Source organism: Dickeya sp. CFBP 2040, assembly GCF_012273755.1.
Classification (GTDB): domain Bacteria; phylum Pseudomonadota; class Gammaproteobacteria; order Enterobacterales; family Enterobacteriaceae; genus Dickeya; species Dickeya poaceiphila.
Window position 1 is genome coordinate 1 of record NZ_JAAVXH010000063.1, and the last position, 14,929, is coordinate 14,929.

Consider the following 14,929-nt stretch of genomic DNA (forward strand, 5'->3'; position numbering starts at 1 on the left):
CCTTTGCGGTCTTATATCAGTGTTGCTGACAGTCTGGCGATCCAGGTCGGTCAGGGGCTGCGCGGCGAGGATGTGGTCGCCGTGATGGAGCGTTTGAAACAGTTACGCAAGCGCGTGCCGGGACGGCTGCAGACCGACAACGGCAGCGAATTTATTTCCAGGTCGTTGGATCCATGGGCCTATGAAAACAAGGTGACGATGGACTTCTCACGGCCCGGAAAACCGACAGATAATGCGCTGATCGAGTCATTTAATGGCAGTTTTCGCAATGAATGTCTGAATGTCCACGGGTTCCTGTCACGGGAAGATGCGCAGGAAAAGGTCGAGCGCTGGCGGCAGGAATATAACCAGCAAAGGCCTCATTCCTCGTTAAATAACCAGACTCCGGAGGAATTTGTCCGAAGTCTGCAAAAAGGTCCGGATCTCTAATTTAGCCTGGCACTGATATTGGGAAGAGAGCAACCAATTAATCACTCTTCCGGCCAATACTCCAACACATCGCCGGGCTGACAGGCCAACGCCTCACATAGTCTCTGCAATGTATCGAACCGGATACTTTTCACTTTGCCAGATTTCAGCAACGAAAGGTTCTGTTCGGTAATGCCGATAAGCCTCGCCAGTTCACGAGACTTCATCTTTTTTTGTGCCAGCAGCACATCCAGTTTGATAACAATTGGCATAGCCAGTCTTACCAATAATTCCTCATACCCCAATAAAATACGCCATCCAGCACAATGAGATGAATTGCGCCTTACGCAGCGCCCGACAATTTACAACCCAACCACATTTTATAATATTTTTTTACAATAATTTGTATTTCTTTTCTGTCAACACAGTGAAGCAACATCACTTTTTTCACTGTTTATCCTGATGCCATTGCTCCCACCGATCAATAAACTTATCGTTTAACGATAAAAAAACATTGAAAACAGTAATAAACAGCAATTTTACAGTAAATACATGCGATCAAATTAAAAAAACTTATTTCATGATCTCCTTGTCAGATTCCTATTAAAAGCAGTTAAGCATGAGCAAGCCAGTTTACTTTTTTCGCAATCAGGCAAATGATAAGAACATAAGTTCATTTCAAATGAAATAATGTTTTAATATTGTTAGGCGAATCGATCATGAATAAACCCATTACGTTCAAACACACGTTCTGCTATGGCAGCGCGAACTTGCTGGGCAGTGGTGCTTTAGCCATCAGTGGTGCCTGGCTAATGTATTTCTATACCACATTTTGTGGATTGTCCCTGGTTGAAGCCGCAGCCATTTTCTCTGTAGCTAGCGTTATCGACGCTATCAGTAACCCGATCATGGGTTACATCAGCGACAACTTCTATAATACCCGTATCGGTCGCCTCTTTGGTCGCCGCCGTTTCTTCATTCTGCTCGGTATCCCGCTGGTACTTGTCTATCCGATGCTGTGGATGGAAGGTTTAAGCTTCTGGTACTACATGTCAACCTATGTGTTGTTCGAGCTTATCTATACCTCCATCATGGTGCCGTATGAAACACTCGCTACCGAGATGACCACCGACTTTAAAGTCCGCTCCAGACTGACTGGCTCCAAGGCTATCTTCGGTAAAGTCGCTAACTTTCTGGCGGCGTTCATTCCCGGTCAGTTTATTGGCATCTACGGCAAAGACTCCGCTACACCGTTCTTCTACACCGGTCTGGCTTATGGCGTCATCATGTGTGCGGCAATGATCGCTCTCTATTTCACGTCATGGGAGCGCTCGCCGAGCGAAGTGGCGCGCGAACACACCCAAAATCTGTGGCAATCGCTGAGAAAACTCAGTGTCGACATGGCCTCTACTTTCCGTCTGCGTATTTTCCGCAAACACCTTGGGATGTATCTGTTCGGTTTTGGTGCTGAATGGCTGTTCGCTTCCGCGTTCACGTACTTTATCGTATTCGGCCTGAAGCAAAGCACGGCGGTCGTGTCCCAGCTAAACAGTTTCAGTTCGGTGATGCAGTTTATCTCCACATTCCTCTTCATCGGCATTTGCGTAAAAATGGGTTTTGGTCGCCCATACCGCATGGCATTGATGGTAGTGATTGTCAGCGTACTCGCTTACGCAGCACTCTATTTCACTGGCTGGTCTCAAACAGCGACTATCGCCGTTCTGTTCGGCATCACTGCCATCTTCGGTCTGAGTACCGGCGGCATCTACTACATTCCCTGGACAGTCTATACCTTCCTGGCAGATGTGGATGAAGTGCTAACGGGGCGGCGCCGTGAAGGGATTTATGCCGGTGCCATGACCTTTGCAGGCAAGATGGTACGTTCCGTGATTGTCTTCGCCATGGGCTGGATTCTGAGTCAGTTTGGGTTTATATCCGGCAAAGCAGCCCAACCGGAAAGCGCAGTACTGGCAATTGTGGGTGTGTTCTCACTGGGTGTCATTGCACTGGCCGTGGTTGCTATCTACTTCAGCGCCCAGATGCGGCTGGACCGTAAGAACCATATGATTCTGCTGCAAGAGATCGCCCGTATCAAAGCAGGCGGTGCCATTGCTGATGTTCCTGCTGAAGCCCGCTCGGTTGCCGAAGAACTGACCGGCTGGAAATACGAACAGTGCTGGGGTAATAACCCACTCGGTCTGCAACAGGCAGCACCGAAACCCGTGGTTGCGACCTCTCACCACTAAATTGCTCATCAGTCAGTTATTACTCAATGCCGCCCACCAGGCGGCATTGAGATTTCCAGACCGATTGTTTATGTTGCCCAATAAACCACTGCCGGTACGAAGCAAACGCAGTGTAGTAAACAGAATCCAGCCGCCTATATCAGCGCAGCCTCCCGCAGTTCACTTTTCAGGTAGGCGTAGTAAATCGGTGCGGCAATGACTCCAGAAATGCCAAATGCGGCCTCAAACACCAGCATAGCCAGCAAAATTTCCCAGGCATGCGCTTTGATACGAGTACCGACAATCTGGGCATTGAGGAAATACTCCAGTTTGTGGATCAGCATCAGATAAACCAGGGCCAGCAGTGCGATTGGCAACGAGATCGACAACGCGGCGATGAACACCACGGAATTGGAAATCAGATTACCAATTACCGGCAGCAAACCAAAAATGAAAGTTAACGCTACTAACGTTTTAGCAAACGGTAGGTGGATAGCAAAACCAGGCAGCACGCCAAGAATGAGAATAGCGGACAGCACGGTGTTCACCAGCGAAATCTTCACCTGTGCAAACACAATATTGCGAAATGAGGACGAGAGTAGCGCTATCCGATGCATCAATTCAGTTTTCAGCAACGGTCTTTCCACTGTCAGTTCGACGTTATACAGAGAGATGATCGCCCCAAGGATCATGCCGATCAACATGGTGACGAATCCATGCAAAAAATCTTTCCCCATGTTCTGCAACATCACCACATGTTTTTGCAGCCACATCACAAACTCGTGCTGCAACTCCTCCACACTGACCGGTAGATAACCCGGTAGATAGGTCATAAGTTGCTTTTGCACATCATCGAGAATAAAGGCGATACGGGCATTAAATACGCTGGTATCTTTCATTTCCTGCATAAGCACCCCAACCAACGTGCCGAAAAGTACACTTAGCAGGCTGACCACCAGCGTACTGATCACCGCGACCACCGCCAGACGGGCGCGCTTACCGCTGATCACCTTCTGAAAATACGGCGTCAACAGATTAATGATTTCATACACCAGAAAACCGGCAATAAAGCAGGCAAGCAGTCGCAACTCAATCAAGAGCAGCAGCCCCCCCATAACAAAGATAAAACTTAACAACCTGGCCTGTTTCAAATTCAACAACTGCATATGACATCCCGTTTCGTACTACCACGTCAGAGAACATTGCCTGCCAGCGCGGGACTAACCGCAGCCAGAAGTGGCAATACTCTGCCCATGAAATAATATTTCAGCGATCATTCTTAGCGTTTTACCCACGAAACACCAGCATGGCTAACATCATTTTTGGTCACAAACGCTATAGAGCACCGTCTCACACATCATTCTGCTCAACGTTCCATGTACCCACTGGCTGCGTTCGTTCACTCTAATCACTTACCTGAGTAGACCTGTAAGTATCCCTGCCTCGAATTATTTAGGGTATAGATTCTAATCTCATAAGAATTTGCGCGCTTACCACCTTCTGCAATTTGAGTTATTTGGGGGTATGCATATCTCATTATTTATTTCCGATTGATACATAAAATGCAATTTTTACAAAAAAATGTATTTAAATATGAAATTAATATTGGCTTATTTGTGGGGGTCAGTTATCGAAACGTATCGATATAAAGGCAATAAAACAAAGAGGATATAGAAATGCGATTAATACCGTAGCAGCAGTCACGAAAGTACAAAAATCATATCAAAAAATGACAATCGGCGTAAATTTCATTTTTCAAAGCATAACATCATGAAGCCATTGTTGTGGTTATGTCTCCCTCATCCTGGTTTAGGATTAACAGCGACAATACCCGATCTTCTACGTTCAACTTAGAGAATGAGAGCGTACTGAGCGGCTTTTTAGCAAATCCGTCAGAAAGCAAATCCCAGGCAACATGTGTGCTGAGCAAATCGTTGTTGGTCATAAAGTCCTGATAAGCAAACCGGACGTTGACCGGAAGCACTTCGTCAATAGAAGCGGGTGTTGTGGTACCAGCACGCAGGCCAAAGTGCGCATTAAATGCGGAATTAGCGCAGAGTATCTTGCATTTCTCATCAATGACTGCAATTGCACGTCTGTCATTGTGAACAGGGGCACTTAACATGCTCATAATTTCATTCTGCCCAAATATCAGACTCATATATCCTCTGTTTCTTGCCATGTGAACACTATCCCCTTGAAGTAGCCAAACAACACCGGTAACTGGCAAATACAGGGATAGTTTTAACATCAGCCAGAATATACATCTGGCAACCAAAACCTTAAACCGTTGATATAATTATAATTTAACAAAAACAAAGGATACCGAGTGATAACTTAATTTCCCACGTTATTACACAGTTTAAAAAATATAGATTTATACTTTGGCTATTGTATCTCATGTCATCTGGCTAACTGAAAATTGAAATTACCTATCGCAATAATCAGCTTGCTTAATTATCAAGGTTTACTTAGAAAACCTCGCAATGCAGCAATGACATTAAATACAACCACTTTAGGGATTATTTGCACTATATCCGCTTTTAGCACAGGTCTATCGCTCAAATAAGGGCAATCTTTGGCCTGTTTGATCATATCTCTCGATCAAATTCTTGATAATGATAGTCAATACCAATTGAGTAGTCATTTTCATTAACTATTCCTTTTACGAATTCATGGGACGATACGCAGATGACAAAAATGTAAGCAGAACGTGAGTAAAATCACATAAAACAGCGTACTTCGGCGAAGACATCACCATGATATCTGCCAACTAGGACTATTCTTAAAAGAAAACATCCAGGAATCTTTCCTGTAATGCGTGATCCATAGCGCAAAAAAGAAACAAACGTTAACGGCTCACTATTATTAACCATTGATTGACATAATATTAACAATGTTTAAGGAGACGCGCTATGAGCCAATATAATAAGCACCCTATACCTACCGCGATTGCGGAAAACGCCTTAATCACTGCCGAAAAATATAAAAAAATGTATCAGGAATCGGTACAAGATCCTGATGCTTTCTGGCGGGAACAAGGCAAGATCATCGATTGGATCACCCCCTACCAACAGGTCAAAAATACCTCTTTTGACCCAGGCCATGTTCGCATCCGCTGGTTCGAGGACGGTACCCTCAATGTAGCGGCTAACTGCCTTGATCGTCACCTTGCTACACAAGGCGATCAAACTGCGATCATCTGGGAAGGTGACGATGCCAATGAAAGCAAGAAAGTCACCTACCGCGAGCTGCATCAGGCGGTTTGTCGTTTTGCCAACGTACTGAAATCAAAAGGTATCCGTAAAGGCGATGTCGTCGCCATTTATATGCCGATGGTGCCAGAAGCCGCAGTAGCGATGCTTGCCTGTGCACGCATCGGTGCTGTGCATTCGGTGATCTTCGGTGGATTCTCTCCTGAATCAATCGCCGGGCGCATCGTCGATTCCAGCGCCAAACTGGTGGTCACCGCTGACGAAGGAATTCGTGCCGGACGGACAATTCCGCTGAAAAAGAACATTGATGAAGCTCTGCGCAATCCGGCAGTTACCAGTGTCAATCATGTAATCGTTTTCCAGCGAACCGGTAAACCCGGTAACTGGCAGGATGGGCGGGATCTGTGGTGGCACGAATTGGTTGCTCAGGTGGACGATCACTGCCCACCAGAAGAAATGAACGCCGAAGATCCACTGTTTATCCTTTATACCTCCGGTTCAACCGGTAAACCCAAAGGAGTGCTGCATACTACCGGCGGTTATCTGGTATATGCCGCCACCACATTTAAATATGTGTTTGATTACCACCCCGGCGATATCTACTGGTGTACCGCCGACGTAGGTTGGGTAACCGGCCACAGCTACCTGTTGTACGGTCCACTGGCCTGTGGCGCCATCACGCTGATGTTCGAAGGCGTACCCAACTGGCCAACCGCCAGCCGGATGGGACAAGTGGTGGACAAGCACCAGGTTAATATCCTGTACACCGCGCCGACCGCTATCCGCGCGCTCATGGCAGATGGCGATAAGGCTATCGAAGGCACCTCTCGTCAGTCGCTCAAAATCATGGGTTCGGTGGGGGAACCCATCAACCCGGAAGCCTGGGAATGGTACTTCAAAAAAATCGGTAACAGCCGTTGCCCGATTGTCGATACCTGGTGGCAGACAGAAACCGGGGGATTCATGATTACTCCCTTGCCAGGCGCCATTGAACCCAAGCCCGGTTCTGCAACATTGCCGTTCTTCGGGGTACAGCCGGCGTTGGTAGACAATACCGGCAACCCACAGGACGGTGCCTGCGAAGGCAATCTGGTGATTACCGACTCCTGGCCCGGTCAGGCGCGTACACTGTTCGGCGACCATGAACGTTTTGAACAAACCTACTTCTCGACGTTCAAGGGTATGTATTTCAGCGGCGACGGCGCACGCCGTGATGAAGACGGCTACTATTGGATCACCGGGCGCGTGGACGACGTATTGAACGTTTCCGGCCATCGGTTAGGAACTGCGGAAATTGAATCTGCACTGGTTTCGCACCCGAAAATCGCTGAAGCAGCGGTGGTCGGCATTCCGCACAGCCTCAAAGGGCAGGCAATCTACGCCTATATCACGCTGAATCATGGCGAAGAACCCACCAGTGAGCTGTATGCAGAAGTGCGTAACTGGGTGAGAAAAGAGATCGGCCCTATCGCAACGCCGGATATCCTGCATTGGACCGATGCGCTACCGAAAACCCGATCCGGCAAAATCATGCGACGCATTCTTCGCAAGATTGCAGCCGGGGATACCAGCAATCTGGGGGATATCTCTACTCTCGCCGATCCTGGCGTGGTAGAGAAACTGCTGGAAGAAAAACAAGCCATGGACAACACACCGTCTTAACCGTTACCCGATAGATAAAAACAGCGCCACCCGCACCAGATCGTATTACGCAGTCTGGTGTGTGGTGGCACCTAAAAAACAGCCGCCCGTGAGGGCGACGCGACTTATCTGACTGGAGATTTATGATGAATGATCTCATTTATCAACGGATTGAAGATAACCCGCTATTTAAAGAACTGGTCCAGAAACGGCAACGTTTTGCCGCCTTTCTTTCGCTGATCATGCTGGTGTTGTACGTTGGTTTCATTCTGTTGATCGCCTTTGCGCCGGGCTGGCTGGGAACGCCTATTGCACCCGGCGCAGGGACGACCCGCGGCATCCCGTTGGGTATAGGACTCATTATCATCTCCTTTGTGCTTACCGGTGTTTATGTCTACCGCGCCAATGGTGAATTTGACCGCCTGACCAAAGCATTGCTGAATGAGGTGCAAAAATGAAAAGCCGCATTTTCCTGCTAACCGGTCTATTGGGACTACCGATATGGGCGCAAGCGGCGGATGCCGTTTCCGGCAACGTCCAAAAGCAACCGCTGAATATCCAGGCTATCGTGTTGTTTGTGCTGTTTGTGGCGGCAACACTCTACATCACCTACTGGGCTTCCAAACGCACCCGTTCGCGCAGCGATTATTACACTGCGGGCGGTAATATCACCGGCTTTCAAAACGGGTTGGCGATTGCTGGCGACTACATGTCCGCAGCCTCATTCCTCGGCATTTCGGCGCTGGTATACACCTCCGGTTTTGACGGCCTTATCTACTCCCTCGGTTTCCTGGTCGGTTGGCCGATCATCTTGTTTCTGATAGCAGAACGGCTGCGCAATCTGGGGCGCTACACATTCGCGGACGTAGCGTCTTACCGGTTGCAGCAAAAACCGATCCGTACTTTATCAGCCTGTGGTTCGCTGGTGGTGGTAGCGTTGTATTTGATTGCTCAGATGGTGGGCGCAGGTAAGCTCATCCAGTTGTTGTTCGGGTTGAACTACCATGTCGCGGTCGTATTGGTTGGCATTCTGATGGTGATGTACGTACTGTTCGGCGGCATGTTGGCTACCACCTGGGTGCAAATCATCAAAGCAGTATTGTTGCTGTGTGGCGCTACCTTCATGGCAATCATGGTGTTGAAAACGGTCAACTTCAGCTTTGACAGCCTGTTCACCGAAGCCACCAAGGTTCATGCTAAAGGCCTTGCTATCATGAAACCCGGCGGACTGGTATCCGACCCGGTTTCCGCACTGTCGCTCGGACTGGGGCTGATGTTCGGTACCGCTGGCCTGCCGCATATCCTGATGCGTTTCTTCACCGTCAGCGATGCTAAAGAAGCGCGCAAGAGCGTGCTCTTTGCTACCGGTTTCATGGGGTATTTCTACTTCCTGACCTTCATTATCGGCTTTGGTGCGATTCTGTTGGTGGGCGCTAACCCCGCATTCAAGGATGCAGCAGGTGCGCTGATCGGCGGCAACAATATGGCGGCGATACACCTGGCGAACGCGGTCGGCGGTAACTTCTTCCTGGGCTTTATCTCCGCCGTGGCCTTTGCCACCATTCTGGCTGTGGTGGCCGGGCTGACGTTGGCCGGTGCATCGGCGGTATCTCATGACCTGTACTCGAATGTTATCAAGAAAGGCCAGGCCACCGAGCGTGACGAACTGAGAGTATCAAAACTCACGGTACTGGCGTTGGGTGTAATTGCCATCCTGCTGGGGATTCTGTTCGAAAACCAGAACATCGCCTTTATGGTGGGGCTGGCATTCTCGATTGCCGCCAGCTGTAATTTCCCGATTATCCTGCTGTCGATGTATTGGTCGAAGCTGACCACCCGCGGCGCGATGATTGGCGGCTGGGCTGGGCTGTTGACAGCAGTCATCCTGATGATTCTGGGGCCGACCATCTGGGTGAAAATTCTCGGTAATGCGACCCCAATCTACCCCTATGAATACCCGGCGCTGTTCTCAATGCTGGTGGCGTTCATTGGTATCTGGTTCTTCTCCATTACCGATAATTCTGCCAATGCGATCGAAGAACGCGGCAAATTCAAGGCACAATTCATCCGTTCACAAACCGGCCTTGGCATATCCAAAGGCTCATCTCACTAGCCAGAGCGAACGTACAACAAACCGGGGGGTCTGCTCCCCGGTTTTTACACCTTCTCGCTGAGTACGGCTTCCAGCAAATCCAGTTCCCGCAACATCTTTTGCAGCGTTTCATTACTGATGTGCTGCGTAGCACGCAGGTGATACAGCTCGGCGCGTTCAGCGCTGACCGCAGCCAGACGAAAGCGTCGTTCCAGATTCTCAATCGCCATGCTGTTTTCCAGCTCATCAGTCCCTGCCACACGACGATGCAGCATACCGATGACGCGAGCGCTGACCTCCGCCAGCACTTGATCGTCCAGGTTTTCTTCCCGGTCTGCCGCCAGGCGTTCCTGCATTTTTTTCAGGCTGTCGATAGCAACCTGCGCCATTGTGACCCTGGCCATGCGTTCTTCTTTTTTCTGCACGCTGTGGTCAGTCAGCGTAACGCCTCTCAACAGCAGCGGTAGCGCCACTACACCGCATAACAGCGAAAACAAGATCACGCCGGTGGCGATAAATACCAACTGATAGCGGGATGGGAATGGTTCTCCGCTGCTCAGAAACAACGGGATGGAGAGCACACCCGCCAGCGTAATAGCCCCACGCACGCCAGCAAAGGTACTGATCCAAATCTCGCGCGAGGTGTAATTGGCAAATAGCATCGGACGTTTATGCTGTACATAACGACTGTAGAGTTTCATCAGCCACAACCAGGCAAACCGCAGCAGCAACAAGGCGCAATAGATCAGGGCAATATCGGCAAACAGCAGCCAGGTTTCAATGGTAGGGTCCAATTCCGCCTGCACAATCGACTCTTCAATCACGCCAGGCAGTTGCAGCCCCAGCATCAGAAACACCATACCGTTGAACACAAATTCCAGCATGTTCCACACGCCGTTGGCCCTAAGCCGCATGGCAAGTGGAGCCTGTCGCAACAGTTGGGTTCGGCTGATAGTCATCCCTGATGCCACCGCCGCCAGAATGCCCGATACCCCAAAATGCTCGGCGATCAGATAGGCGGCGAACGGCAACAGCAGCAACAATACAATTTGCGTGGCAGTCTCATCATCACTTTGATGACCGAGCAACGACAAGGATTTGCTGTACACCCAGGTAACGCCGATTCCGGCCAACAGGCCGCCCAGCGCCACCTGTAAAAATGCCAGCATCGCGCCGGAAACGCTAAACACCATGGTTCCCATGGCAATCGCTACCGCAAACTTGAGCGACACCAGCGCCGATGCGTCATTCATCAGCGCTTCACCCTGCAAAATCCCCATCAGTTTTTTCGGAATTCGATCTTCACCGACAATGCCAGACAGCGCCACCGCATCCGTGGGAGATAAAACGGCGGCCAGCGCAAAAGCAGCAACCAGTGGCATGTCCGGGATCATCCAGTGCAACAGGTAACCAATGCCTACCACGGTAATCACCACCAGCACCAGCGCCAGTCCCAAAATTTCACGCATGTGATGCAGGAACTCGCGAGTCGATGTTTTCCAGCCGTCGGCAAACAGCAAAGGCGGAATAAACAACACCATAAACAATTCAGGATTGAAATCGACATGCAAGCCGAACTGCGGCCAGGCCAACATGGCACCGAGTACTATCTGCATCAACGGCAGCGGCATCTGGAAAGGCAGAAGGCGCGTCATTACGCCCGAAAGAGAAACGATCAGCATCATGATCAGAATGGTGAAAAATATTTCCATGTGTTCCCTGGTTAGTTGCCGTTACATGAAAGGACTCCGGATAGCCGTCATCAGAGGCAGAGTGCACCATCCGATGAATGATCTTTATGAATACTAACAAGATAAGGTGAGATGAACAGAAAACGATGACAAAAAATCAGCGCTTTCGGCACAGCAAAACAAAAAAGGGGAACCTCAGTTCCCCCTAGAGCATGATGTGGTATCGAGAGCTTAAAGCGCCCAGCCACCAGCGTAAAAGACTACCAGCGCCACAGCGATAATCACGGTGCCGACATTCAGCTTACGCCACTCGCCAGAAAACACGCGACCCAGCACTAGCGAACCAAAGCCCAGCATAATGCCGGTAACAATATTACAGGTCAGTACGATAAACACCGCACACACCAGGCCGGACATAGCATCCACGAAGTCGTTGAAATCCAGTTTGGATACATTGCTCAACATCAGCAAACCGACATACATCAGCGCCGGTGCGGTCGCATAGGCCGGCACCAGATAAGACAACGGGGACAGAAACAAAATCAGCAGGAACAATACGCCGACTACGGTTGCAGTCAGGCCGGTTTTGCCGCCTGCAGCGGTACCCGCCGCCGATTCAATGTAGACTGCAGCCGGTGACGTACCTACCAGACTGGAGAAAATACTGCTGATGGAGTCGGCAGTCAGTGCACGCCCACCATTGATAATCTGACCGTCTTTATCCAGCAGGTTAGCCTGGCCGGCTACTGCTCGAATGGTGCCAGTGGCGTCAAACACCGCCGTCATCACCAACGCCAGCACGCTCGGCAACACTACCGGCTGCAACGCCCCCTTGATGTCGAGGCTGAAAATCAGCGACTGACCGTTAGCATCGGTCAGGCTTGGCAGAGCGAACAACCCCTGATATTTCACATTCGGATCAAACATCAGACCGATAACCGAAATAGCGACGATCACCAGCAGGATCCCGCCCGGTACGCGGCGTTTTTCAAGACCAATGGTCGCCGCCAGACCGATCAGCGACATCACCACCGGGAACGCGGTGAAATGCCCCAATGCCACCGGCAGACCATCAATAGGATTCTTGATCACCAAACCAATGCCATTGGCAGCGATAATCAGCAGGAACAACCCGATACCGATACCGGCGCCATGCGCCACGCCCATCGGCAGATTGCGCAGGATCCAGGAGCGGATACCTGTCGCGGAAATCACGGTAAACAGTACGCCCATCATGAAGATGGCTCCCAGCGCGACCGGCACACTAATATGCTGGCCCAGCACCAGGCTGAAAGCTGTAAACGCGGTCAGCGAAATCGCACAACCGATCGCCATCGGCAGATTGGCCCACAGCCCCATCAGCAGAGAGCCAAATCCAGCCACCAGACAGGTTGCGACAAATACAGCCGCAGGCGGAAAGCCAGCTTTACCCAGCATACCCGGCACGACGATGACCGAGTAAACCATCGCCAGAAAAGTGGTCAGCCCCGCCAGAACTTCCTGACGAACACTGCTGCCACGCTGCGTAATCTTGAAAAAGGCATCAAGCGCGCCTGCGGGACGAGCCGCATCGTCAGCCTGACGAGTGGTATTGGACATGGTGTATCCCCTGAAATGTCGTTGTTATAGAACGCGATGGTTATCAGACATCGTAATCCATCAAACGTCGTGATTTATCAAATGCTGTGATTTATCAAATGCCGTGATTTATCAAATGCCGTGATTTATCAAATGCCATAGTTATCACGCGCCGTAATTAGCGCTTAGCCAGTATTCAAAAAAATGCTGTGGTTTAGCCGCCCTTCCAGACGCCATAAAACTTACCGCTTTTTTGCGCCAGCCTGACACGCAAACGATTAACCGTTAGGTGACAGAATAGCTGAATACTGTCAGTTGTTGTTGAGGCCGCAGATTATCCTGCCTTCGGGACATCGATTTCAACTGCTATTCCCTGCGTTCGCATCATGTCTGCGCTGAAAATAGTGCACACTAAACGTAATGTACTGTTATCACAGCAATAAGAGTCACAACCTTTCATCATCATTTGAATGGCAACATAGTGAGTATGAAAGAAAACAAAACTGTGGTTCAGATAGTGCAGGCTGAGTGTTTATTTTTTGTGATGTAAATCACAAAGAAGTTGACCATTTACCAGGCTGGGTATATCTTTAAAACCGTGAGAAACATCACAGAAATAACGAATTATATAGAGGAATACGACAATGAAACTGCTGCACAAAATTATTGCCATGTTTGAAAATTTCACCATCAACTTTGGTACTTTCAACCACTAATTCTTTTATGCGACTGGGGTACATGCCATGAGTATTGTCCGTCAAATCACTCAAATACTAAAAGCGTTGGGCAAAACCTACCGCGGTGTCACCCCGTACGCTCGCTTCCGTTAATCATTCTCTCCTTCATTGTGGCTGCCTTCGGACAGCCACTTTTTTTGCGCCTGATTTTACCGGTACAACGATGCTTCTCCGCACGGACGAGTCTTAAATCGGCGGTGCAACCACAGATACTGTTCCGGCGCACGCAGGATCTCTCGTTCAATCACCCGATTCATGTACTGCGCCGCCTGTTGTTGATCCTGGCACGGATAGTCTTCCAGTTCGGGTTCAATCACCAACTGGTACCCTCGATGGTTTGGCTTACGAATCAACACGGTGGTAATCATCGCCGGTTTGGCTAAACGATGAATAGTGAACGTCCCGCAAGTCGTCGCCGCCTGTTCCACCGCAAAGAACGGCGCGAACACGCTGCCTTTAGGACCATAATCCTGATCAGGAGCGAACCACACTGCTTCGCCGCTCTTCAGCGCCTGCACCATACCGCGCAGATCTTTACGATCAATCATCGCCTTATTAGAGCGGGAACGCCCCCAGGTTTGTACCAGCTCCATGAGTTTATTATTATGCCGCCGGTACATTGCCATCATCGGCTGGCATAGCCCCATGGCTCGCCCCCCCAATTCCAGCGACATAAAGTGAATGCCGATTACCATCACGCCACGCTGCTCACGCCCGGCCAGCTGAAGATTCTCCAGGCCGGAAACCTCAAACCAGGCCCGGACCCGACTATCCGACCAGAACCAAGCCATACCGGTTTCCATCAGTGACATTCCCAGTGATGCGAAATTGGCTTCCAGCAGCGCTTCACGTTGAGATTCAGGCATCTCAGGAAAGCAGAGTTCCAGATTACGGCGAGCAATGCTCACCCGTCGTTTGAGAAAATGGCGAGAGCTGCGTCCTAGCCAGCCGCCCAGCCGCATTAACAGCGGATAGGGTAACTGCACCAGCAGGAACAGCACAGCAAGACCGAACCACAGCAACCAGTAGCGTGGATGAAGCAAGTCTCTGGTTAAGGTTTGTTGAGTCATTATTGAATATCTTCTTGAAAGTCATACCAGTCAGTTTAAACAAACTCACCATGCACGACATTGTCGTTATCCAGACAGTACGAAGGAAGACAGAGCCATCTGAAAAAAGAGGAGGAACATATAGCAAAGTATAGCCCGATGATGCCGTGCCCCCTGCCGCTAAAAAGCAGCTCAGGTTACCTTAAATCCGCCGAAGAAAGGAGAGTCCGAGTGTAAAGATTGTGTGTAGCGACGCCCTCTGCCGCTTGCTTTAACAACACCATTACCCTGAT

11 protein-coding genes are annotated in these 14,929 nt (G+C 49.9%); 5 read left to right on the forward strand and 6 right to left on the reverse strand.

What is annotated here, in order from left to right:
• The coding region (locus Dpoa2040_RS08410) for an integrase core domain-containing protein (RefSeq protein WP_168640972.1) at positions 1 to 429 on the forward strand (429 nt) is incomplete at its 5' end.
• 41 nt (positions 430 to 470) lie between these two features.
• Here the strand turns inward: Dpoa2040_RS08410 and Dpoa2040_RS08415 are convergent.
• Positions 471 to 680 carry a helix-turn-helix transcriptional regulator gene (locus tag Dpoa2040_RS08415; RefSeq protein WP_168640973.1) on the reverse strand — a complete coding sequence of 70 codons (210 nt, stop codon included), beginning with the start codon at positions 678 to 680 and terminating at the stop codon, positions 471 to 473.
• 447 nt (positions 681 to 1,127) lie between these two features.
• Here Dpoa2040_RS08415 and Dpoa2040_RS08420 point away from each other — a divergent pair, with 447 nt between their 5' ends.
• On the forward strand, positions 1,128 to 2,654 hold the full coding sequence (locus Dpoa2040_RS08420) for an MFS transporter (protein WP_168640974.1): 1,527 nt from the start codon (positions 1,128 to 1,130) through the stop codon (positions 2,652 to 2,654).
• 134 nt (positions 2,655 to 2,788) lie between these two features.
• Here Dpoa2040_RS08420 and Dpoa2040_RS08425 read toward each other — a convergent pair whose 3' ends face one another.
• Both Dpoa2040_RS08425 and Dpoa2040_RS08430 read right to left on the reverse strand, forming a co-directional pair.
• The gene (locus tag Dpoa2040_RS08425) at positions 2,789 to 3,799 is read right to left on the reverse strand and encodes an AI-2E family transporter (RefSeq protein ID WP_042868640.1); all 1,011 of its coding nucleotides are present in this window, start codon (positions 3,797 to 3,799) and stop codon (positions 2,789 to 2,791) included.
• Between the two features lie 602 nt (positions 3,800 to 4,401).
• The gene (locus Dpoa2040_RS08430) at positions 4,402 to 4,794 is read right to left on the reverse strand and encodes a hypothetical protein (protein WP_042873770.1); all 393 of its coding nucleotides are present in this window, start codon (positions 4,792 to 4,794) and stop codon (positions 4,402 to 4,404) included.
• Positions 4,795 to 5,548: 754 nt separating this feature from the next.
• Here Dpoa2040_RS08430 and acs point away from each other — a divergent pair.
• From acs to actP, 3 genes are all read left to right on the forward strand, one after another.
• On the forward strand, positions 5,549 to 7,510 hold the full coding sequence (gene acs / locus Dpoa2040_RS08435) for an acetate--CoA ligase (RefSeq protein ID WP_042868638.1): 1,962 nt from the start codon (positions 5,549 to 5,551) through the stop codon (positions 7,508 to 7,510).
• Positions 7,511 to 7,635: 125 nt separating this feature from the next.
• Positions 7,636 to 7,947 (forward strand): DUF485 domain-containing protein, encoded by a 312-nt coding sequence (locus tag Dpoa2040_RS08440; RefSeq protein ID WP_042868636.1) that lies wholly within the window; start codon positions 7,636 to 7,638, stop codon positions 7,945 to 7,947.
• Positions 7,944 to 9,602, forward strand: coding sequence for a cation/acetate symporter ActP (actP, locus tag Dpoa2040_RS08445; RefSeq protein WP_042868634.1), 1,659 nt, complete (start codon positions 7,944 to 7,946; stop codon positions 9,600 to 9,602). Before Dpoa2040_RS08440 ends, actP begins: the two co-directional genes overlap by 4 nt.
• Before the next feature lie 44 nt (positions 9,603 to 9,646).
• On the opposite strand, the gene Dpoa2040_RS08450 is transcribed toward actP, so the two are convergent.
• The 3 genes from Dpoa2040_RS08450 to lpxP form a co-directional block, all read right to left on the reverse strand.
• Positions 9,647 to 11,293, reverse strand: a complete 1,647-nt coding sequence (locus tag Dpoa2040_RS08450; RefSeq protein WP_168640975.1) for a Na+/H+ antiporter — start codon at positions 11,291 to 11,293, stop codon at positions 9,647 to 9,649.
• 210 nt (positions 11,294 to 11,503) lie between these two features.
• The gene (locus tag Dpoa2040_RS08455; RefSeq protein WP_168640976.1) at positions 11,504 to 12,871 is read right to left on the reverse strand and encodes an NCS2 family permease; all 1,368 of its coding nucleotides are present in this window, start codon (positions 12,869 to 12,871) and stop codon (positions 11,504 to 11,506) included.
• 865 nt (positions 12,872 to 13,736) lie between these two features.
• Positions 13,737 to 14,657, reverse strand: a complete 921-nt coding sequence (lpxP, locus tag Dpoa2040_RS08460) for a kdo(2)-lipid IV(A) palmitoleoyltransferase (protein WP_168640977.1) — start codon at positions 14,655 to 14,657, stop codon at positions 13,737 to 13,739.
• Between the last annotated feature and the right edge of the window lie 272 nt (positions 14,658 to 14,929).

Coding starts and splice junctions, on each gene's coding strand:
- Dpoa2040_RS08415 (WP_168640973.1), bottom strand. CDS start 680: ATGCCAATTGTTATCAAACTGGATGTGCTGCTGGCACAAAAAAAGATG.
- Dpoa2040_RS08420 (WP_168640974.1), top strand. CDS start 1,128: ATGAATAAACCCATTACGTTCAAACACACGTTCTGCTATGGCAGCGCG.
- Dpoa2040_RS08425 (WP_042868640.1), bottom strand. CDS start 3,799: ATGCAGTTGTTGAATTTGAAACAGGCCAGGTTGTTAAGTTTTATCTTT.
- Dpoa2040_RS08430 (WP_042873770.1), bottom strand. CDS start 4,794: ATGAGTCTGATATTTGGGCAGAATGAAATTATGAGCATGTTAAGTGCC.
- acs (WP_042868638.1), top strand. CDS start 5,549: ATGAGCCAATATAATAAGCACCCTATACCTACCGCGATTGCGGAAAAC.
- Dpoa2040_RS08440 (WP_042868636.1), top strand. CDS start 7,636: ATGAATGATCTCATTTATCAACGGATTGAAGATAACCCGCTATTTAAA.
- actP (WP_042868634.1), top strand. CDS start 7,944: ATGAAAAGCCGCATTTTCCTGCTAACCGGTCTATTGGGACTACCGATA.
- Dpoa2040_RS08450 (WP_168640975.1), bottom strand. CDS start 11,293: ATGGAAATATTTTTCACCATTCTGATCATGATGCTGATCGTTTCTCTT.
- Dpoa2040_RS08455 (WP_168640976.1), bottom strand. CDS start 12,871: ATGTCCAATACCACTCGTCAGGCTGACGATGCGGCTCGTCCCGCAGGC.
- lpxP (WP_168640977.1), bottom strand. CDS start 14,657: ATGACTCAACAAACCTTAACCAGAGACTTGCTTCATCCACGCTACTGG.